At 74.4% G+C, this 19,784-nt stretch carries 20 protein-coding genes; 4 read left to right on the top strand and 16 right to left on the bottom strand.

Annotated elements, in window-relative coordinates; translation table 11 throughout:
• Positions 1-77 precede the first annotated feature (77 nt).
• Positions 78-773 carry an iron-dependent transcriptional repressor DtxR gene (locus BMY40_RS13535; protein WP_093659044.1) on the bottom strand — a complete coding sequence of 232 codons (696 nt, stop codon included), beginning with the start codon at positions 771-773 and terminating at the stop codon, positions 78-80.
• Between the two features lie 256 nt (positions 774-1,029).
• Between BMY40_RS13535 and BMY40_RS13530 the strand changes: the two genes are divergently transcribed.
• Positions 1,030-1,833 (top strand): SIS domain-containing protein, encoded by an 804-nt coding sequence (locus BMY40_RS13530; protein ID WP_093659042.1) that lies wholly within the window; start codon positions 1,030-1,032, stop codon positions 1,831-1,833.
• 86 nt (positions 1,834-1,919) lie between these two features.
• On the opposite strand, the gene BMY40_RS13525 is transcribed toward BMY40_RS13530, so the two are convergent.
• Both BMY40_RS13525 and pdxH read right to left on the bottom strand, forming a co-directional pair.
• Positions 1,920-3,341, bottom strand: a complete 1,422-nt coding sequence (locus BMY40_RS13525) for a PAS domain-containing protein (protein WP_093659040.1) — start codon at positions 3,339-3,341, stop codon at positions 1,920-1,922.
• Between the two features lie 425 nt (positions 3,342-3,766).
• Positions 3,767-4,411, bottom strand: a complete 645-nt coding sequence (gene pdxH / locus BMY40_RS13520) for a pyridoxamine 5'-phosphate oxidase (protein WP_093659225.1) — start codon at positions 4,409-4,411, stop codon at positions 3,767-3,769.
• 438 nt (positions 4,412-4,849) lie between these two features.
• Between pdxH and BMY40_RS13515 the strand changes: the two genes are divergently transcribed.
• Positions 4,850-5,950 carry a citrate synthase 2 gene (locus tag BMY40_RS13515; RefSeq protein WP_093659039.1) on the top strand — a complete coding sequence of 367 codons (1,101 nt, stop codon included), beginning with the start codon at positions 4,850-4,852 and terminating at the stop codon, positions 5,948-5,950.
• 228 nt (positions 5,951-6,178) lie between these two features.
• Here the strand turns inward: BMY40_RS13515 and BMY40_RS13510 are convergent, their stop codons facing one another.
• Positions 6,179-7,750 (bottom strand): alpha/beta fold hydrolase, encoded by a 1,572-nt coding sequence (locus BMY40_RS13510; protein ID WP_093659037.1) that lies wholly within the window; start codon positions 7,748-7,750, stop codon positions 6,179-6,181.
• 202 nt (positions 7,751-7,952) lie between these two features.
• On the bottom strand, positions 7,953-10,883 hold the full coding sequence (locus BMY40_RS13505; RefSeq protein WP_093659223.1) for an FAD-binding and (Fe-S)-binding domain-containing protein: 2,931 nt from the start codon (positions 10,881-10,883) through the stop codon (positions 7,953-7,955).
• A gap of 170 nt (positions 10,884-11,053) precedes the next feature.
• Between BMY40_RS13505 and serC the strand changes: the two genes are divergently transcribed.
• On the top strand, positions 11,054-12,172 hold the full coding sequence (gene serC / locus BMY40_RS13500; protein ID WP_093659035.1) for a phosphoserine transaminase: 1,119 nt from the start codon (positions 11,054-11,056) through the stop codon (positions 12,170-12,172).
• 104 nt (positions 12,173-12,276) lie between these two features.
• Here the strand turns inward: serC and BMY40_RS13495 are convergent, their stop codons facing one another.
• The 9 genes from BMY40_RS13495 to BMY40_RS13455 all read right to left on the bottom strand — a co-directional run bounded on the left by BMY40_RS13495 (position 12,277) and on the right by BMY40_RS13455 (position 17,123).
• Positions 12,277-12,594, bottom strand: a complete 318-nt coding sequence (locus BMY40_RS13495) for a MazG-like family protein (RefSeq protein WP_093659033.1) — start codon at positions 12,592-12,594, stop codon at positions 12,277-12,279.
• Between the two features lie 126 nt (positions 12,595-12,720).
• Positions 12,721-12,972 (bottom strand): hypothetical protein, encoded by a 252-nt coding sequence (locus tag BMY40_RS13490; protein WP_093659031.1) that lies wholly within the window; start codon positions 12,970-12,972, stop codon positions 12,721-12,723.
• 39 nt (positions 12,973-13,011) lie between these two features.
• Positions 13,012-13,497 (bottom strand): glycine-rich domain-containing protein, encoded by a 486-nt coding sequence (locus BMY40_RS13485; RefSeq protein ID WP_093659029.1) that lies wholly within the window; start codon positions 13,495-13,497, stop codon positions 13,012-13,014.
• 212 nt (positions 13,498-13,709) lie between these two features.
• Entirely contained in the window at positions 13,710-14,147 is a 438-nt protein-coding gene (locus tag BMY40_RS13480; protein ID WP_093659027.1) for a roadblock/LC7 domain-containing protein, read from the bottom strand.
• A gap of 119 nt (positions 14,148-14,266) precedes the next feature.
• A complete protein-coding gene (locus BMY40_RS13475) occupies positions 14,267-14,749 on the bottom strand; it encodes a hypothetical protein (protein WP_093659025.1) in 483 nt (160 codons plus the stop codon).
• Positions 14,750-14,828: 79 nt separating this feature from the next.
• Positions 14,829-15,008, bottom strand: coding sequence for a hypothetical protein (locus BMY40_RS13470; RefSeq protein ID WP_093659023.1), 180 nt, complete (start codon positions 15,006-15,008; stop codon positions 14,829-14,831).
• Positions 14,998-15,432, bottom strand: coding sequence for a hypothetical protein (locus BMY40_RS13465; protein ID WP_093659021.1), 435 nt, complete (start codon positions 15,430-15,432; stop codon positions 14,998-15,000). The genes BMY40_RS13470 and BMY40_RS13465 overlap by 11 nt, the downstream gene beginning before the upstream one ends.
• A complete protein-coding gene (locus BMY40_RS13460; protein ID WP_143071773.1) occupies positions 15,429-15,773 on the bottom strand; it encodes a hypothetical protein in 345 nt (114 codons plus the stop codon). Before BMY40_RS13460 ends, BMY40_RS13465 begins: the two co-directional genes overlap by 4 nt.
• Positions 15,774-15,884: 111 nt before the next feature.
• Positions 15,885-17,123: a helix-turn-helix domain-containing protein gene (locus tag BMY40_RS13455; protein WP_093659017.1), complete on the bottom strand. Its 1,239-nt coding sequence runs from the start codon at positions 17,121-17,123 to the stop codon at positions 15,885-15,887.
• Between the two features lie 255 nt (positions 17,124-17,378).
• Here BMY40_RS13455 and BMY40_RS13450 point away from each other — a divergent pair, with 255 nt between their 5' ends.
• Positions 17,379-17,771, top strand: coding sequence for a pyridoxamine 5'-phosphate oxidase family protein (locus tag BMY40_RS13450; RefSeq protein ID WP_093659015.1), 393 nt, complete (start codon positions 17,379-17,381; stop codon positions 17,769-17,771).
• Between the two features lie 40 nt (positions 17,772-17,811).
• On the opposite strand, the gene BMY40_RS13445 is transcribed toward BMY40_RS13450, so the two are convergent.
• Both BMY40_RS13445 and BMY40_RS13440 read right to left on the bottom strand, forming a co-directional pair.
• Positions 17,812-18,687 carry an ABC transporter permease gene (locus BMY40_RS13445; protein ID WP_093659013.1) on the bottom strand — a complete coding sequence of 292 codons (876 nt, stop codon included), beginning with the start codon at positions 18,685-18,687 and terminating at the stop codon, positions 17,812-17,814.
• A complete protein-coding gene (locus BMY40_RS13440) occupies positions 18,684-19,730 on the bottom strand; it encodes an ATP-binding cassette domain-containing protein (protein ID WP_093659011.1) in 1,047 nt (348 codons plus the stop codon). Before BMY40_RS13440 ends, BMY40_RS13445 begins: the two co-directional genes overlap by 4 nt.
• Between the last annotated feature and the right edge of the window lie 54 nt (positions 19,731-19,784).

Here is a 19,784-nt window from a genome sequence, read left to right as displayed (position 1 = left end):
CGGAAGGCCGGACCGCCGGAAGGCCGGACGCCGGGCACCCTCCCGGCAGTCCGGCAGTCCGGCAGTCCGACCCGCCCTCAGCGCCTGGCGACGAACACGTGCGTGGCGACGTCGGCGGTCAGCTCCGCCGCCTCGCCGCCGCTGCCGACCTGAACACCGCCGCCCGCCCCCGGCGTCACGCTGACCACGGCGCCCGGCTGCACACCGGCCCGCCGCAGCGTGTACATCAGCTGGGCGTCCGTCTGGATCGGCTCGCCGATCCGGCGCACCACGACCGTCTTGCCGTCCGAGCCCGCGTCCAGCTCCGACAGGCTCACCATGTCGTCGCTCAGGAACGGCCCGGCCTCCGACGGCTCGCCCAGCTCCTCGAGGCCCGGGATCGGGTTGCCGTAGGGAGACTCGGTGGGGTGCCGCAGCAGCTCCAGCACGCGGCGTTCCACCGCCTCGCTCATCACGTGCTCCCAGCGGCACGCCTCGGCGTGCACCTGCTCCCACTCCAGGCCGATCACGTCGACCAGGAGGCACTCGGCCAGCCGGTGCTTGCGCATCACGCGCGTGGCCAGCCGCCGCCCCTCCTCGGTCAGCTCCAGGTGCCGGTCGCCGGCGACCCGGACCAGGCCGTCACGCTCCATGCGGGCCACCGTCTGGCTCACCGTCGGGCCGCTCTGGTCGAGCCGCTCGGCGATACGGGCACGCATGGGGACCACGCCCTCCTCCTCCAGCTCCAGGATGGTACGGAGATACATCTCCGTGGTGTCGATGAGTCCGGACATCGTGCCCCTCGTCAGCTCGTGCGGTGGCCCTGGGAACCAATTCTGACGCATGGAGCCGACAACCGTTCCCGGTCCGCCGGAGGCCGTCCGTACGCCGTACCGAAGCGCGGCGTATTGACAGCGCACTGGTCCAGACCTCACCGTGATCGCGGCGTCACGGGATGTTCCGGGGCGCGCGCCGGAGCGTTCACCGGGGCATGCGGCCGGACGCGCGCCGGGGCCGTACGACGGCGGCACACGACGGGAGGCCGGGGCGATGGGCGGGACGGCGGACAGGGCTGCGGACGGGGCGGCAGGCGGGACGGCGGACGGGAGCAGCCCGGCCGAGCGGTTCATCGACGCGGCCATCGGCCTGCTGGAGCGGGTCCGCAAGGAGGAGGCCGGCAGCATCTCGGCGGCCGGGGCGCTGATCGCCGACGCCTTCACCGGCGGCGGCCGCGTCTTCGCCTTCGGCGCGGGCCACTCCTCCCTGCCGGCCCAGGACGTGGTCTACCGGGCGGGCGGCCTCGCAGTGCTGAACCTCCTGCCCGTGCCCGGCGCGGTCGGCGTCGACGTGGTGCCCGCGACGCTGGGCAGCGCGCTGGAACGGGTGGAGGGACTGGCCTCGGCCGTGCTGGAGACCTCTCCCGCGCGGGCCGGCGACGTACTGGTGGTGATCTCCCTGTCGGGCCGCAACGCGCTGCCGGTGGAGATGGCCTCCCGCGCCCGGGAGCTCGGCCTGAGGGTGATCGGCGTGACCTCGGTGGCGTACGCGTCGGCCACCTCGCCGCGCAACCCGTCGGGCACCTTCCTGAAGGACCACTGCGACGTCGTCGTCGACAGCAAGATCGCGGTGGGCGACGCGGAGCTGACGGCGGACGGCGTCGGCGCCCCCTTCGCCCCCGCCTCGACGGTGGTGACCGGCGCGATCATGCAGGCCGTCGTCGCCTCGGCCGTGGGCGCGCTGGCCGCCCGCGGCGTCACCCCGCCCCTGCTGCGCTCGGGGAACGTGGACGGGGGCCACGAGTGGAACGCCCGGGTGATGGCCGAACACGCGGACCGGATCTTCTACCTGCGCTGACGGCCCGGCTCCGTGTCCCGGCCCGCGTCCCGGCTCCATGTCCCGGCCCGCGTCACGGTCCCGCGCCCCGGCTCCCGGGCGCGGGCTCAGTCCCGGGACAGGGCGCGGGCGAGGTCGATCGCGGCGGCGACGCGGTCGGCGACGCCCTCCGCGTAGACCGCGTCCGATCGGTCGAAGGCGCGCCGGCTCGCCCCCCGCAGGAAGGTGAGCACGCCCAGGGTGCGGCCGCGGCTGCGCAGGACCACGCACAGGCCGTGCACCGTGCCCTCCGGCCATCTGCGGGCCCGCGCCCACCCCTGCACCGCCGCGCCGCCCACGCTGGTGCGGACCGGGCCGCAGCGCTCGTACGCCTGGAGCGCCGGGTGGTCGCGCGCGTAGGGGATCGGGACGCCCGTCGTCGTCGTGCCCGGGGCCGGGGCCTCGGCGGTGCGCACCAGCCGGACCGGCGAGCCGGCCGCCGCCAGGTCCAGCAGCGCGTGGTCGGCGAAGCCCGCCAGCGCGAAGTCCAGGTGGACGGCCGCCGCCTCCATCGGGTCCTCGCACTCGGCCGCGGCCCGCGCCGCCCGGTGGATCTGGTTGCCCCGGAAGCGGAACCGCGCCGCCTCCTGCTCGGCCCGCCTGGCGTCCGTGACGTCCGTGAAGAACCACGCCACGCCCAGCGGCACCGGCGTCTCCTCCGCCATCGGCGAGACCAGCCGCAGGAAGCCGCTGCGCCAGCAGCGCCGCGCGTCCCCGGCCGGCCCGTCCTCCCGGCCGTCCTCCCGCCCGTCGGCCGGCGGGCGCAGCGTCACCCACAGCTCCGCCGGAGCGGGCGGCGGGCCCTCCGCCAGCACGTGCTGGAGGGCGCTCTCCAGCTCCTCCACGCCCTCCCCCACCAGCTCGCCCAGCGGCCGTCCGAGCATGGCCGTACGGCCGACGCGCAGCGCGCGGGCGGCGTGGAGGTTGGCGACGGCCGGGCGCAGGTCGGCGTCCACCAGGACCACCCCCCACGAGGCGCCCTCGAACAGGGCCTCGCTCAGGGCGATGGACCGCTCCAGGTCGATCTGCGTGCGCACCTCGCCGAACGCGCAGTACACGCCGGTCGGCCGGCCGCCCGCGCCGCGCACCCCCGAGCACTGCACCCGCACCAGCACCCGTCCGCCGTCCTTGCGCACCAGCGCGAACTCGTGGACCCGGCGTCCCGGCGCGGCCATCGCGGCCATCAGCCGCCCCTGGACGTCCTCCGCGTCGGCGGCGCGTACCGCCCACCCCGCCAGCCCCCGGCGGCCGACGGCCTCCTGTCTGGTCCAGCCCAGGATGCGCTCGGCCTCGCGGTTCCAGTGGGTGACGACGCCGTCGGCGTCGAAGGCGCACAGGGCGGCGTCCATGCCGTCCAGGAGGGCGGCGAGCAGCAGCTCGTCCTCGGAGTCGGCGAACCGCGGCGGGGCGGCTCCTCCCCCGGGACCGCCGCGGGTGTCGCCTCCGTCACCTGCACCGTGTTCGAAGTGGGTCTCGGACTGAGCCGTCACCTGGCACCCCCAGCTGGACGCTGCGCGCAACTGCACTCCCGATCATTGAACTCGAACGTGACGCAGCACACATGTGATTCACGCAAATCGTTGTGCCCTCGAAATTCGCTTGTCCGTGCCCATACGGCCGCCTAACGTTTGAGGTACACGAGAAGGGAGGTGGTTCGGCAGATGAGTTGCAACCGGACGCGTGAGGTGGCTGCGGCCTAGGAGGCCGACGTCACAGCGTGATGCCGGCGCCGCCGGCCAATCCCAAGCAGTCACCCGACCCGCGGGCTGTCGGTACGTCCGACCGACCCCCCTCGCGCCGCACGGCGCGACCGGGGCCAAGGCCCGCGGGTCGTCTGCGTCTTCTGGACCTTCTGGGCCTTCGGGTTCCCCGGAGCCCCCGGACAGCAGGGGCCCGCCGGGGGCCGGCGGACCCGTCAGGGACTGAGGCGCTCGACCGTCCAGGCCGCCTCGGCGCCGGAGCCGCCGGAGTCCCGGCGGACGTAGCGCAGGCGGTCGTGGAGGCGGTTCTCGCGGCCCTGCCAGAACTCCACCGTCCGCGCCACCACCCGGTAGCCGCCCCAGTGCGGCGGGACGGGGACCCGCTCCGTCTCCGGGTAGCGGGCCGCGAGCTGTTCGTAGGAGCGGTCCAGCTCCTCCCGGGAGGCCACCTTCGAGGACTGCTCGCTGGCCCACGCGCCGAGCTGCGAGCCGTGCGGGCGGGTGCGGAAGTAGGCGGCCGTCTCGTCGCGGCCGGTGCGCTCCGCCCGGCCGCCGACGATCACCTGGCGGGCGACGGCGTGCCAGGGGAAGAGCAGCGAGACGTACGGGTTGGCGTCGATCTCGCGGCCCTTGCGCGAGTCGTAGTTGGTGTAGAAGACGAAGCCGCGCTCGTCGAACTGCTTGAGCAGCACCGTGCGCGAGCTGGGCCGTCCCTGCTGGTCGGCCGTCGAGACGACCATCGCGTTCGGTTCGTGGAGCCCGGCGGCCACCGCCTCCTCGAACCAGCGCAGGAACTGCCCGTAGGGGTCGGGGGCGAGATCCTCCTCCCGGAGTCCTTCCGCCCGGTAGTGGGCCCGCATCGCGGCGGGGTCCAGGTGCGGGCGGTGGGCGAGGGCTTCGCGGGCTGCGTCGTCGGCTTGGGGCACGCGTTCATCTTGCAACACGCCCGGCGCGCGGCATCGGGCGGTGGCGGGCGAGTTTGCCCGTCCTCCGGAGCGTGTACACCTGGATACGGGGAAACGGCGAGTGTGCCGCATCTCACTCTTCCCCGCATCTGCCGAACCGGACAGAATCGCTGGCTGGACCACTGTGGCCTCCGCACAGCGCGGGCTATCGTGTCCGACCAGTCGCTGCCCGGTCACCACCGGCAGCCCAACAGCAGCAGGGCAGGACCGGGTGCCGGCCCGGACCGCCAGCCCCCGCGGCGGCGGAACCGCGCAGGCACGCCCGCAGAGAGCCGACCGGCCCCCTGGGGTGCCCGCCGTCCTCCTACCGAACCACATACGAGGAGCCGCCAGATGTCCGACTTCGTACCCGGACTCGAGGGAGTCGTCGCGTTCGAGACGGAGATCGCCGAGCCCGACAAGGAGGGCGGCGCCCTCCGCTACCGGGGTGTGGACATCGAGGACCTGGTGGGTCACGTCTCGTTCGGGAACGTGTGGGGCCTGCTGGTGGACGGCAGCTTCAACCCCGGTCTGCCCCCGGCCGAGCCCTTCCCCATCCCGGTCCACTCGGGTGACATCCGGGTGGACGTGCAGTCCGCGCTGGCGATGCTCGCGCCCGTGTGGGGCCTGCGCCCGCTGCTGGACATCGACGAGGAGCAGGCCCGCGACGACCTGGCGCGGGCCGCGGTGATGGCGCTGTCGTACGTCGCCCAGTCGGCGCGCGGCCAGGGTCTGCCGATGGTGCCGCAGCGCGAGATCGACAAGGCCGAGACCGTCGTGGAGCGCTTCATGCGCCGCTGGCGCGGCGAGCCCGACCCCAAGCACGTCGCGGCCGTGGACGCCTACTGGACGTCGGCCGCCGAGCACGGCATGAACGCATCCACCTTCACCGCCCGCGTCATCGCCTCCACCGGCGCGGACGTGGCGGCTGCGCTGTCGGGTGCGGTCGGCGCGATGTCCGGCCCGCTGCACGGCGGCGCGCCCTCGCGCGTGCTGGGCATGATCGAGGAGATCGAGCGGACCGGGGACGCCGAGGCGTACGTGAAGGGCGCCCTGGACCGCGGTGAGCGCCTGATGGGCTTCGGCCACCGCGTCTACCGCGCCGAGGACCCGCGCGCCCGTGTGCTGCGCCGTACCGCCAGGGAACTGGGCGCACCGCGCTTCGAGGTCGCCGAGGCCCTGGAGAAGGCGGCGCTGGAGGAACTGCACAACCGGCGCCCGGACCGGGTGCTGGCCACCAACGTGGAGTTCTGGGCGGCGATCGTGCTGGACTTCGCCGAGGTCCCGGCGCACATGTTCACCTCGATGTTCAGCTGCGCCCGCACCGCCGGCTGGTCGGCGCACATCCTGGAGCAGAAGCGCACCGGCCGCCTGGTGCGTCCCTCCGCGCGCTATGTGGGTCCGGGCTCGCGCAGCCTGCGGGAGATCGAGGGGTACGACGAGATCGCCCGCTGATCCCCGTCCCGGCGCCCGCCTCCGGGCGGCGGGACGTACGGCCCTCCGGCCCCGGCGCGACGGCAGCCCCGTCGCGCCGGGGCCGGCCCGCGTCCGGGCTCGCTCCCTCCCGCGCCCGGGCCCGCCGGCGGAACCGCCGGCGGAACCGTCCGCGGAAAGCGGACGGCCGTACCCCGCCGGAGGCGGCGGGGTACGGCCGGTGGACGCCGGTGCGGGCCGGCGGGGCGTTCATTCGCGCACGGGGATCTCGGCGTACGAGGGGTCGTCCGCGGGCGAGGAGAAGGTGAGCTTCGCGCCGAACGGGTTGTGCTCGGCGTAGAGCGGGTCGACGGTGTCGATCACCAGGGCGAGCCGGTGCCCGGCCGGGACGTCGTATGCGGTCGAGAACAGCTCCAGGTCCACGCCGAACGCCTCGCCCGGCGTCCTGCCGTGGAAGCTGAACGGCGCGTGGGTGACCAGCCTGCCCACCCCGAGGGCGTTGACGTCGTAGAGGTGGGCGACGAAGGTGCCGCTGGACTTGTCGGCGGTCACCGTGGTGTGCAGCTTCGCGGTGCCCCGGATCTGCCGGGTGGTGGTGTACCGCTCGGACTTCCAGACCGCGGAGTGCCAGTCGGGCAGCAGCGGGACGGAGACCGTCGGCGGGATGCCGGTGAGCTGGTCGAAGATGCTGGAGAGGAAGACCGTGCCGCCGTTCGCGCCGGAGTCGACGTTCGCCAGGACCCGATCGGTGTCCTTCAGCGCGATCCGCTCGGCGCCCGAGGGGACGGACTTCCAGCCGGGGTAGCCCTCCTGGTCGCCCTGGCGGTCGGTGAGCTGAACGGGCCGCTCGCGGTCGATGCCGTTGTCCTCGCCCTTGAGGTGGTGGTCGAGCCAGCGCTCGGCGTTGTTCCACACCTCGTTGGGCAGGCCCAGCAGGCCGGGCATCTCGGGGGTGGCGTGGTCGCCGTGCCGGAACTCCAGGCGCTTGGGGCCGGTCAGCTTCTCGTAGAAGTCGGCGTACTGGTTGGGCGGGAAGATCGAGTCGCCCCAGGCGTTGCCCAGCATGATCGCGGGCCCGTTGGCGTTGATGCGGTCGATGTGGGTGGCGGCGGAGCGCTTCTCGCCCCAGGCGATCATGTCCCCTTCCTTCTCCAGGTCGGAGGAGAGGAAGCCGGTGATGATCTCCTGGAACTCGTCGCCGGGGCGGCCGGTGAGGTAGCCGGCGCCGGTGAGGAACGCGGCCGCCTGGGTGTGCTGGGTGCGGCCGCTGTAGATGGAGTCGACCAGGTCGGCCCAGCCGCTCATGGCGACCACGGCCTTGATCCGGTCGTCGTGGGCGGAGGCCAGCAGGCTGATGCCGGCGCCGTAGGAGATGCCGGCCATGCCGATCCGCCCGGGGTCGGCGGGGGTGTTGGCCAGCGCCCAGTCGATGGCCTTCGAGGCGTCGGCGATGTCGGGCGGGCCGGCGACCTCGATCTCGCCGCCGGACTGCCAGAAGCCGCGCGAGTTGTAGCTGAGCACCACGTAGCCGGAGTCGGCGAGCTTCTTCGCCTGGGCGAGGTACTCGACCTGCGGCATGGACCAGCTGGTGGGGAGTACGACGAGCGGGTAGCGGCGCCCGCCGTCCGCGTCGCCGGGGACGACGACGTTGGCGGCCAGCGGCGTGCCGCCGTCGCCGGGGATCTCGACGAAGCGGACGGTGGACGAGGCGGTCGCGCCGTGGGCGGCGGAGGCCGGGCCGGCGACGGTCCCGGCCAGCATCGCGGCCGAGGCGGCGGCCACGGCGGTGGACGTGCGCAGACGCCTGCGAGGGTGTCCCATGGGCCCTCTTCCTGAGTCGTGCCGCCGGCGTGGGGGCCGGCGGGCGTGTGGGGAAGGTGGCCCGAGACTAGACGCGGGTCTTACCGCTGGTAACCCATCGGTAAGTTACGCATCCGTAACTTTCCCCGCCCCCTGTCGCGCCTCTCGTCGCACCATCGGGCGAACGGCGACCGGTTCCGTCCGCCGTGCGGGCGCCGCCGCCTCACCGCTCCGGCCGCTCCTTGTCCGGCGGCCCGTCCAGCGCCTCGGCCAGCACCTCCGCCAGGTGGCGGGCGCGGTACCCGCCGAGCTGGGCGAGCTGGGTGCGGCAGGAGTAGCCGTCGGCCAGCAGCTCCGTACCCGGCGCGGCGCCGCGCACCGCCGGCAGCAGCTTCTCCTCCGCGCAGGCGGCCGAGACCTCGAAGTGCCCTTTCTCGAAGCCGAAGTTGCCCGCCAGCCCGCAGCAGCCGTCGCTCAGCCCGCCGGTCAGCCCGGCCTTCTCCCGCAGCCGCCGCTCCGCCGCGTCGCCCAGCACGGCGTGCTGGTGGCAGTGGGTCTGGCCGGCCACCGGGCGGCCGATCCGCGGCGGGGTCCAGTCGGGGGCGTACTCCTCCAGGGCCTGCGCGAAGGTGCGCACGGCGGCGGCCAGCCGCTTCGCGCGCGGATCGTCCGGGAGCAGTTCGGGGGCGTCGGTGCGCAGCGCCGCCGCGCACGGCGGTTCCAGCACGACCACCGGGACCCCCGCCTCCAGTACGGGCTCCAGCCGGTCCAGGGTGCGGCGCAGCACGCGGCGCGCGCCGTCGAGCTGTCCGGTGGAGATCCAGGTCAGGCCGCAGCAGACCCGGTCCGCCCCCGGCGGCGGGACCACCTCCAGCCCGGCCGCCTCCAGCACCCGGACGGCCGCGGTGCCCGCCTCGGGGGAGAGGTGGTTGGTGAAGGTGTCCGGCCACAGCACGACGCGCCGCCCGCCGCGCGCCGGCCGCGCGGGGCTCGTGCGGCGGTGCGCGCGCCACCGGCGCAGGAACGGGGCGCGCGGCAGCGGCGGGATGTCCCGCTCCGGGGCGATGCCGCCCAGCCGCTTGGCCAGGGCCGCCGGCGGGGTGCGGGCCAGCGCGTTGAGCAGCGGCGCGGTACGGGTGACCGCCACCGCCCGCAGCCACAGCGGCAGCCGGCCCATCGTGTAGTGGGCCATCGGACGGCGGCGGCCCGCGTAGTGGTGGTGCAGGAACTCCGCCTTGTAGGTGGCCATGTCCACCCCCACCGGGCAGTCCCTGCGGCAGCCCTTGCACGACAGGCACAGGTCCAGCGCATCGCGGACCTCCTCCGAGCGCCAGCCGTCGGTGACCACCTCGCCCGCGAGCATCTCGTGCAGCAGCCGCGCCCGGCCGCGCGTGGAGTGCTTCTCCTCCCCCGTCGCCCGGTAGGAGGGGCACATCACGCCCGGACTCCCGGCGGGATTGCGGCACTTGGCCACCCCCACGCAGCGCCGTACCGCCGCGGAGAAGTCGCCGCCGTCCTCCGGGTAGCCGTAGACGACGGGAAGGGGCTCGCGCGGCAGCGGCGCGAAGCGCAGGTTCTCGTCCAGGCGGTGGGGGCGCACCAGCATGCCGGGGTTGAGACCGCCGTCGGGATCCCACAGGTCCTTGAAGCGGCCGAACAGCTCCACCGTCTCCCGCCCGTACATGCGCGGCAGCAGCTCGGCGCGCGCCTGCCCGTCGCCGTGCTCGCCCGACAGCGAGCCGCCGTGCGCGACCACCAGATCGGCCAGGTCGGTGGAGAAGCGGCGGAAGCGGGCGATGCCCGCCTCGCCGATCAGGTCGAAGTCGATGCGCACGTGGATGCAGCCGTCGCCGAAGTGGCCGTACGGCAGCCCGCGCAGCCCGTGGTCGGCCAGCAGCGCGCGGAAGTCCCGCAGATACGCGCCCAGCCGGGCGGGCGGGACCGCGCAGTCCTCCCAGCCGGGCCACGCCTCGCTGCCGTCGGGCATGCGGGTGGCGGTGCCGGAGGCGTCCTCGCGCACCCGCCACAGGGCGCGCTGCCCGGCCGGGTCGGCGACCAGCGCGTGGTCCGCCGCGTCCCCGGCCGCCGCCCGGCACAGCCGCTCGGCACCCGCTCGCGCCTCGGCCGCGTCCGCGCCGCCGACCTCGGCGAACAGCCACGCCCCGCCCCGGGGCAGCGCCGCCCTCTCGGCCTCGGGCACCAGATCGCTCGCCATGCCCTCCACCGTCAGCGGGTGGTGCGGGAGGAGGGTGACGGCCGCCTCGGCCGCAGCGCTCTCGTCCGCGTAGCCGAGCACCGCCAGCACCCGCGCGCCGGGCCGCTCCACCAGCCTCACCGTGGCGGCCGTGACCACCCCGAGGGTGCCCTCGCTGCCGGTGAACGCCCGCACCCAGTCCTCGCCCCGCTCGGGCAGCAGCGCGTCCAGGGCGTAGCCGGAGATACGGCGCGGCAGATCGGGGAAGCCGGTGCGCAGGCGGGCGAGTTCCCCGCCCACCAGTTCCCGCGCCCCGGCGCGCAGCCGCTCGGGTACGCCCTCCCCGCCGGGCGTGAGCCGGGCGCGTTCACCGCCGTAGGTGAGCACGTCCAGGGCGCGGACGTTGTCGGCGGTCGTGCCCCAGGCCACCGAGTGGGAGCCGCAGGAGTTGTTGCCGATCATCCCGCCGAGCGTGCAGCGGCTGTGGGTGGAGGGGTCGGGGCCGAAGGTCAGCCCGTGGGCGCCGGCCGCGCGGCACAGGTCGTCCAGGACCACGCCCGGCTGGACGACGGCGGTGCGTGCCCGCGGATCGACCGACAGGACCGCGTCCATGTGGCGGGTGAAGTCCAGCACCACCCCCGTGCCCGTCGCCTGCCCGGCGATGGACGTGCCCCCGCCGCGCGGCACCACCGGCACCCCCAGCTCCCGGCACACCGCCAGCGCCGCCGCCACGTCGCCGGCGTCGCGCGGCGCGACCACGGCCAGCGGCACCCGCCGGTAGTTGGACGCGTCCATCGTCACCAGCGCGCGGGCGCCCGCGTCGTCGGCGACCTCCCCCCGTACGGCCGCCCGCAGCGCCCGCACCGCCTCCCGCGCCCGCTCGTACTCCTCCGCCTGCGCCGTACGCTCCAGCGCCGTGCGCGCCTGCCGCTGTGCCGTCCTCGCCGCGTCGTCACCCATGGCAACAGCGTGCATCCCGACCGGCCCCGTCCGCACCAGGCGGCCCGCGGTGTGTTCCGTCACGTGCTCCACGGCGCGTCCCGCCGTGCGTCCCGCGGCGCGTCCACGGCGCGTCTCGCGGGGTGGACGCCTCACGGAACACCCGACGGACACGGACTACGCTTCACAGCGTGGCCGATCTCCAGATTCCCGCAGACATCAAGCCCGCCGACGGACGATTCGGTTCGGGCCCGTCCAAGGTGCGGACGGAGGCGCTGAGCGCCCTGGCCGCCACCGGTACGTCCCTGCTGGGCACCTCACACCGCCAGGCTCCGGTCAAGAACCTGGTCGGCAGGGTGCGCGAGGGAGTGAAGGAGCTCTTCGGTCTTCCGGAGGGCTACGAGGTCGTCCTGGGCAACGGCGGCTCCACCGCCTTCTGGGACATCGCGACCCACGGCCTGATCGAGTCCAGGTCCCAGCACCTGTCCTTCGGCGAGTTCTCCTCGAAGTTCGCCAAGGCCGCCAAGCTCGCCCCCTGGCTGGCCGAGCCGTCCGTGATCTCCTCCGAGCCCGGCACCCACCCGCTGCCGAGCGCCGAGGCGGGCGTGGACGTGTACGCCTACACCCACAACGAGACCTCCACCGGCGTCGCCATGCCGATCAAGCGGGTCGAGGGCGCGGACGAGGGCGCGCTGGTCCTGGTGGACGCCACCTCCGGCGCGGGCGGCCTCCCGGTGGACGTATCCGAGACGGACGTCTACTACTTCGCCCCGCAGAAGTCGTTCGCCGCGGACGGCGGCCTGTGGCTGGGCGTGTTCTCCCCGGCCGCGCTGGAGCGGGCCGAGCGGATCGCCGCGACCGACCGGCACATCCCGGCGTTCTTCGACCTGCCGACCGCGATCGACAACTCCCGCAAGAACCAGACGTACAACACCCCGGCCATCGCCACCCTCTTCCTGCTGGCCGACCAGCTGGAGTGGATCAACGGCCAGGGCGGTCTGGACTGGGCCGTCTCCCGCACCGCCGACTCCTCCTCGCGGCTGTACGGCTGGGCGGAGAAGTCGGAGTTCGCCACGCCCTTCGTGGCCGACCCGGCCCAGCGCTCCCAGGTCGTCGGCACGATCGACTTCGCCGAGGGCGTGGACGCCTCCGCGATCGCCAAGGCGCTGCGCGCCAACGGCATCGTGGACACCGAGCCGTACCGCAAGCTGGGCCGCAACCAGCTTCGCGTGGCGATGTTCCCGGCCGTCGAGCCGGCGGACGTCGAGGCGCTGACGGCCTGCGTGGACTACGTCGCCGAGCGCCTCTGAGCCGTACGGCGGCCCGTACACAACCGGCCGCCGGGACCCCGTCGCGGTCCCGGCGGCCGGCGGCGCCGTCTTCCCCGCCGTCCCCGCCCCTCGCGGGAGGCGGGTCAGCGGGGCGCGTCCCGCGCGGCGACGCGCTCCAGGTTCTCGCGGAACACCCGCTGCGCGTCCGGGGTGATGGTGCGCAGCGCGACCATCGCGGTGAGGACCACGTCGCACAGTTCCTTCTGCACGTCGTCCCAGGTGTGGCTGTGCCCCTTGCGGGGGTTGGAGCCCATCGCGCCGTGGACGGCCTCGGCGACCTCCCCGGCCTCCTCGCCGATCTTGAGGATGCGCAGCAGCCGGACCGTCTCCGGTGAGGCGGTGCCGTGTTCGTCCAGCCGCTTCACGAGCCGGCCGATCGTCTCCCAGGTCTCGTCGTCCATGTGCGCCGTTCTACAGGATTCGAAGTGGCCGGTCTTGTGGTCGGTGTGCTGTCGGGACAGGGCCGGACGTCCCGGGAAGGCACAGGGCCCGGTCCAGCTCCCCCCGGTCGGGGGGGGAGCCGGAGTTCACGGCCTGCGGCCCAGTCGTGGGAAGACGAATCCCCGGGCCGGCGGAACGTCCGACCACGGCAGTCCCTGACGGGCGCCGAGCCGCTCCCGGACCGCAGCTCTCGCCCGGGCGGTGATGTCCCTGCGGGGAGCGGCAGAGCGGTCGTAGATGGCCCACTCCCCGGTGGTCTCGGCCACCGGAGCGGCTACGCCGGGGATACCGAGCCGCCGCATCGCCTCCGCGACCAACCGCGCCTGGTGTTCTTCCATGACCTGCTCCTCTCGCTCCCCGCAGACACTACGCCCGGGTCAGTCGGTCGGGCCGGGATCCGGCGGCATCGGGATGATCGTGCACTCCGGCGCGTGCTGGCAGTTCGCCGCCACGGACACCAGCACGTTCTCGGTGGGGTGCCCCCACAACTCCGGGTCCGGGGCGTACCCGCACTCGCCGATCGTCGCGCGGGTCCGCTCCAGGATCTCCGGGTCGTAGTGGGTCGGGTCCCAGCCCGGGTAGTGGTGGACGAACTTCCCCAGCCGCTCGCCGAGCTCCTCGTAGAGCTTGGTGTGCAGGATCAGGGCGTGCCATCCCTCGTCCACGACACGGGACGGCGCCAAGCCCACGTTGGGGAACGCGGCGCAGGCGACGACGAACTTCAGTCCCTCCTCCACGATCCGGCCTGCCATCTCCTCGGCCATGTCCGGGTTGCCGTCGAGAACGGTGTTGCTCAGGTTCGCGAACTGGTCCGCGGTGACCAGCTCCCTCACGTTGGGAGGCAGTGCGGTGGGTACGCTCATGGGTCCCTCCTGAGTTGTGTTCGGGTAGGGGCCCGCTCCGTCTGTGGTCCGGTCAGATCGCTGGACGGAGCGGGTACAGGGCGCGCCCTGGGGGCGCGGGACGCGGCCGTGTCACAGCCGACCGCGTCGGCCGTCCCCCAAGCCGTGGACGGCCACGGCCCCGGGGACGGCGGTCTGTGTGCCTACGCCGGGCGGCGGGGCGGCCGCGCGCCTCACGGGGCCACCGTGGTGCGGGCGGGCGCGGCCAGGTGGGTGCGGACCCGCCTGACCAGTCGCGCCGTCTCGTAGCCGACCACGGCCGGGTCGGCGTCACGGTCGGCGACGACGGCCAGGTGGGCGCGGTCGCCGGCGGCGCAGACGAACAGCAGGGTGTGGTTCAGCTCCACGATCATCTGCCGCACGCCGCCGTCCTGGTGTGGATCGGGTCCGGTGTCGATGCGGGCGGCGGCGCCCCTGGCCAGGGAGTACAGGCCGGAGACGGTGGCCGCCAGGACGTCGGCGGTGTCGGTGTCGTCCAGGCCGTGGACGGCCTGGACCAGCCCGTCGGAGGTGACCAGTGCCGCGCTGCGGATGCGGGCGTTGCGCTCGACCAGGCCCTGGAGCAGCCACGTCTTCGGGTCGGTGCCGCCGGTGTTCTGTGCGCCGGCCATGGGGTGCCTTCCTCGGGTGCGGGACGGGATGGGAAAGCGGTCTGGTGCCTGCCCCCGGCGGTGGGCCGCAGGGGAGTCGGAACGTCCGTCGCCGGGGGCAGGGGTCTCCTCCACGGCACTCACCGGGTGGTCTGCGCCGTCGCGCGGGCCAGGGCGTAGGCGTCCCGCAGGGCGGGGCCCTCGGTGAGCGCCCCCGTGGCCGGGCGCACGATCCAGGACCGGTTTCCCAGGTGGCGGGGCTCGAAGTAGTCCGGGTGCGGCAGCAGCACCAGCGTGCGGTCGGGCAGGCGGGCGCTGCCGGGGGCGTCCCAGCCGTCCGCCGAACCCGGGGTGACGAGGAAGTCCACGCCCAGCGGGGTGGCCAGGACAGGCCCCAGCGGTGCGCGGGCCGTGCGGAGCCGCCGCACCGTCTCGTACGCGACCCCGGTGGGGAGGCGCACCACGTCCCAGGCGAGCCCGGCCGGCACCTCACCCAACGCCCCGTTCTCCCAGGCGAGCAGCACGTCCGGGACGCGGCCGGTCGGCCGCAGCCATCCCAGCTCCAGGGGGCCGAGGATCAGGTCCGACAGGTCCGCATCGGTGTGCGTCAGGGTCGGGTTCACGGGTCGTGGTGCCTCTCGATCAGGTATTACGGGGGTTGGTCGGCCTGCCGACCGCGGGGCGGTTCGATGGGGCCGGTTGCTACCGGCCGAGTACGAAGGCGGCGAGCGGCCACAGCCACCAGGCGGCGCAGCCGAGGATCGCCAGCACGACGAGGAGGGCGCCGGGGTTGGCCTTGGCCGTCCGGTACGCGCGGCCCAGCGGGCCGGGCTGCCTGGTCTTCGTCGCGCTGCCGGGCGTCCGGGACGCGTCACCGGGCACGGTCGCCCCTCCCGGTCAGCAGCAGTCGCGGCCGGTACCGACGGCCGCACGGGGAGCCGCCGTTGACCTCCGCCAGACGTAGGAACCGCACCGGGCGGGCCTCCCAGGTGAGGTGCTGAATGCCCGGGTAGAGGGTCAGCGAGCAGGGCTCGCCCCGGCGCAGCCGGGCGCACGCCCGCGCCGAGCCGGGTCCGTCCACCCAGTGGTCCAGCACGTACTCGGCCTGGTTCGGGCCGAGTACGCAGGCCACGGTGCGCGCCCCGGCCCGTATCCACCGGATCGCCGCCTCGGGGCTCAGGGCCGCGTACCCGTCCCGGCGCGAAGCCGTTCCCGGCATGCCCGCAAGGGTGCTGACCGCCTCGCACCACACCCCCGGCCGGACGAGCGGGGCGGCGTGGACGGCCTGCTCGGCGGAGGCGGTCACCGTGCCGGCCCCTCTTCGGGTACGAGACGGTGCAGCAGCCGCCAGCAGTCGGCGGTCGGGAGCCGGGCCAGGCCGGTGGCCGAGCGCCGGCCCAGGCCGGCCGTGGCCTGACCGGCCACGGTGGTGGCCCGTGCCGGGCGGGTGTGCGGCACGACGGCCGGCAACAGCCTTGGGGGATCGGCCGGTTCGGCGACGAGTCCCTCGGCGGCCGCAGGCCGGGGCAGGACTGTGCTGATGGGCAGGGCCCGGCCGATCGTCGCCATGGCGGTGGCGATGTCGGCCAGGGCGTCTGCTGCGGCTGACGCGGCAGCAGGTGGTGGTGCGGTGGGCAAGGTCTGCACAGGAGCCCCCGAACAGTTCCGGTGATCGGTTCGTCACCGAAAGTAGGACCCCTGTGGCGAAGGAAGGGGCAGGATTCCTGCCCCTCGCACTCCCGTTCAGGCGACGATCACTCAGGCGGTGAGGACACCGACCTTCACCGCCAGATCGGAGGCGCGGCGCCGCCGCTCGGGAGACTTCGCCTCGGTCTCCTCCAGGATGATCCGCCGGGCGTAGCCGTTGTAGCGGATCGTCTCGGGCGCGTTCTCGTGGGCCTTCTCCAGGGTGGCCAGCGCGGTGTCGGGCTGGCCGTCGAGCTGGTAGCCGCGGGCCTCCTCGATGCGGTGCCGGGCGCGGCGCGGGCGGGAGGGGATGCAGCGGGCGTCGGCCCGGGCGGCCTGCCTCACGCTCTCCCCGCCGGCGTTGAGCTCGACGGCGAAGGTGACGGCGTGGGCGCCCATGACGGCGCGGGAGAAGGAGGTGACGGGGTGGTAGTAGCCGTCGGGCAGGCTCTGGGCGATGCGGTCGGCCTTGTCCCACCAACCCCAAGCCGCGCCGGTGTCACCGCGGCGGGCGGCGGTGTAACCCGCGGCGACCTGCAGGGCTCCGGCGATCGCGCGGACGTGGTCGTCTGCGTCGGGCAGTTCGGGCCCAAGGTGGCGCAGGCACTCCATCGTGACGGCGTCGGCGCCGTCGTAGTGGCCGGAGTCGCGATGTGCCTCGGCGGTCAACCAGGCCACCATGCCCAGGGCGTGGGGGTCTTCCGATTCCTGGGCGGCGACCATACCGCGTTCGGCGACCCGCCACAGCAGCGCGCTGTCGGGCTGGTAGGCCAGGAAGAACTGGCTGAGGCTGTAGACCTCGGCGAGCACGGCCTGGGCGGTGCGCCGCTCGGGTGCGGCGTCGGCCTGCCGTACGGCGAGCTGGGCGTCACGGATCAGGCCGGGCAGCAGGGAGCCGAGGACTTCGCGGTGGTTGGGGGCGGAGTGGCGGGCGGCCCAGGCGCGGTCGAGGCGGGCGCGCAGGTGCGCGGCGTCGGGGGCCTGGCCGTCGGCACGGGCGAGGGGGAAGGCGTCGACGGCGGCGCGGACCTCGGGCAGGCGAGGGTGGCCAGGGCCGATGAAAAGAGCGGTGGGCATGGACTGGTCCCCGGTCAGGTCGGACAGATCACGAACCCGCAGCACCTCGGCGATCCGCAGGATCATCGGCAGTGGAGGGGTGTGGATCTCCCCCCGCTCGACCTGCTTGAGCCAGCTCGGGGAGCGGCCCAGCAGCCCGGCCAGGACGGGTCGGCTCATGCCGCGGCGGGTCCGCAGGATGCGCAGACGCTCCCCGAACGCGATGGGTTCCGGGGCAACATCGGTGATGGACATGGCTCCGCCCCCTCTCTCTGTGTGACTCGTCCCTCACAGAGTATGGGGCGGAGCCGTTTTCGTGTGGGGGTTGAGTACGAGGTATGGCCCGTGAGGGCTGCGGTGCGCGATCCCGGGTGACTCATCCGCACACAGCGGTGCCGGGGGCGGCGGTGCGCTCCGGGCCCGGCCGGTCGCCGGGCGGGACCGCCCGGCGGACGCGGCCGTGGGGCCCCGCCCGTTTCCGTGCGGCCCCGGCGAGGTACCCGGCGGCGCATGAGCACTCCCGGCACCGGACTGAGTCTGTTCGCCGACGAGCCGCGCGTCTGGCTGGCCACGTACGACCGCGAGGGCGTGCCGGTGGGCACGGCCACCGCGATCGCCGTGGAGGGCGACCGCGCCTACGTACGCGCCCACGGCCGGTCGGGCACGGCCGAGCGGCTGCGCCGCCGCCCCGAGGCGGAGATCTCCCCCTCCACCCTGGGCGGCACCCCGGCGGGCGCCCCGATGAAGGTGGACGTGCGGCGGCTGTCGGGCCGCGAGGCCCGGCACGCGGCCCGGCACCTGACCCGCAAGCACCCCGTACGGGGCGTGCTGGTGCCGCTGGGCCACCGGCTGATGCTCGACCGGTCGCTGCTGTACGAGCTGCACCCGGTGGGCGAGCGGTGAGGCCCGGCGGTCGAGCGGCGCGGGCCCTCACCGCCGGCCCTCAGGTCGAGAGCCGCTGGTAGCGCCGTACCGCCAGGGGCAGGAAGACCACCGTGATCACCAGCGGCCAGACCACCGCCATCAGCGGCGCGTGCTGCTCGATCCAGCTCCCGCCGCCCGGCACGGGGTTGCCGAAGAGGTCGCGCACGGCGTTCGCCGTGGAGGAGACCGGGTTCCACATCGCGATCGCGCCCAGCCAGTCCGGCATCATCGAGGGCGGGGTGAAGACGCTGGAGATCATGCCGAAGGGGAAGGCGAGCGCGAACAGGTTCCCCGCCGCCTCCTGGTTGGGCACGAGCAGCCCGATGAACACCCCGACCCAGATCAGCGCGAAGCGCAGCAGGAGCAGCAGCCCGAAGGCGTAGAGGGTGGCGAGCGGGCCGCCGTCCGAGCGCCAGCCGACCACCAGGGCGATCGCGGCCAGGACCAGCAGGTCCAGCCCGGCGTGCAGCACGTCGGAGACGCCGCGTCCGGTGACCACCGCCGACGGTGACATGGGCATGGAGCGGAAGCGGTCGGTGATTCCGCGCTCCTTGTCCACCGCGACGGCCATCGCGGTGTTCATGAAGCCGAAGGCCATCGTCATGGTGAACATGCCGGGCAGCGCGTACGACTCGTAGTCGGCCGCGCCCACGTCCATGGCGCTGCCGAAGACGTAGACGAACAGCAGCACCGAGACGATCGGGAAGCCGAGCTGCCAGGCGATGATGGACGGCTGGCGGACGAGGTGGGTCAGATCGCGGCGGACGATCGTCCAGCAGTCGGCGAGGGCCCAGTACAGGCGGTTCTCCGGGCCGGAGGGGGCCGCGGGGTGCGGGGCGGTGCCGGTCGGGCTGCCGGTCCGGGTGCCGGCCGGGGCACCGGTGGGGGTGCTCATGCCGCGTTCTCCTTCTGCTCGGTGCCGGCGCCGGCGGCCGTGGCGGCGGCCGAGACGGCGGCGGTGGCGGTGTCGGTGGCGGTGTCGGCGCGGTGGCCGGTCAGGCTCAGGAAGACCTCGTCCAGGGTGGGGCGGCGCAGGCCGATGTCCTCCACCCCGACGCCCTCGTCCTGGAGGGTCCGGGCCACCTCCGTGAGCGCGGCCACCCGGTCGGTGACCGGCGCGTGCGCCCGGCGCTCCACGGGGTCGGTGTACGGTTCGGCGCCCTCGTCCGCGACGCGGGCGAGGACCTTGGCGGCGGCGGGCAGGTCGGCCGCGTCGTACAGCACCACCTCCACCCGGTCGCCGCCGACGGCGCTCTTGAGGGCGGCCGGGGTGTCGTCGGCGATGCGCACGCCGCGGTCGATGACGGTGACGCGGTCGGCGAGCCGGTCGGCCTCCTCCAGGTACTGCGTGGTGAGCAGCACCGTCGTGCCGCCGGCCACCAGTGAGCGCACCGCCTCCCACACCTCGTTGCGGCTGCGCGGGTCGAGTCCGGTGGTGGGCTCGTCCAGGAAGAGCACCTCGGGGGCGAGGATCATCCCGGCGGCCAGGTCCAGGCGGCGCCGCATGCCGCCGCTGTACGCCTTGAGCGGCTTGTCGGCCGCCTCGGTGAGCGCGAAGCGCTCCAGCAGTTCCCCGGCCCGCTGCCGTGCGCGCCGGGTGCCGAGGTGGAACAGGCGGCCGAACATCTCCAGGTTCTGGCGGCCGGTGAGGATCTCGTCGACCGCCGCGTACTGCCCGGTCAGCCCGATCCGGCGGCGCACGCGGGCGGGCTCGCGGGCCACGTCGTGCCCCGCCACCCCGGCCCGTCCGCCGTCGGGCCGGACGAGCGTGGCCAGGACGCGTACGGCGGTGGTCTTGCCCGCCCCGTTGGGGCCGAGCAGGCCGTGCACGGTGCCGCGCCGCACCTCCAGATCGAAGCCGTCCAGCGCGTTCCTGTCGCCGTACCGCTTCACCAGCCCTTCCGCCAGTACGGCGTACGGGGTCGCGGTTGTGGTCATGGTGGCCTCCCTTCGAAACCGGGTACAGCGTACCCGATTACGCGTACACCGTAC

Source organism: Streptomyces radiopugnans (assembly GCF_900110735.1).
Taxonomy (GTDB): Bacteria; Actinomycetota; Actinomycetes; order Streptomycetales; family Streptomycetaceae; genus Streptomyces; species Streptomyces radiopugnans.
The sequence above is the reverse complement of the archived record's forward strand: the minus strand, read 5'-3'. Positions and strand labels throughout refer to the sequence as shown.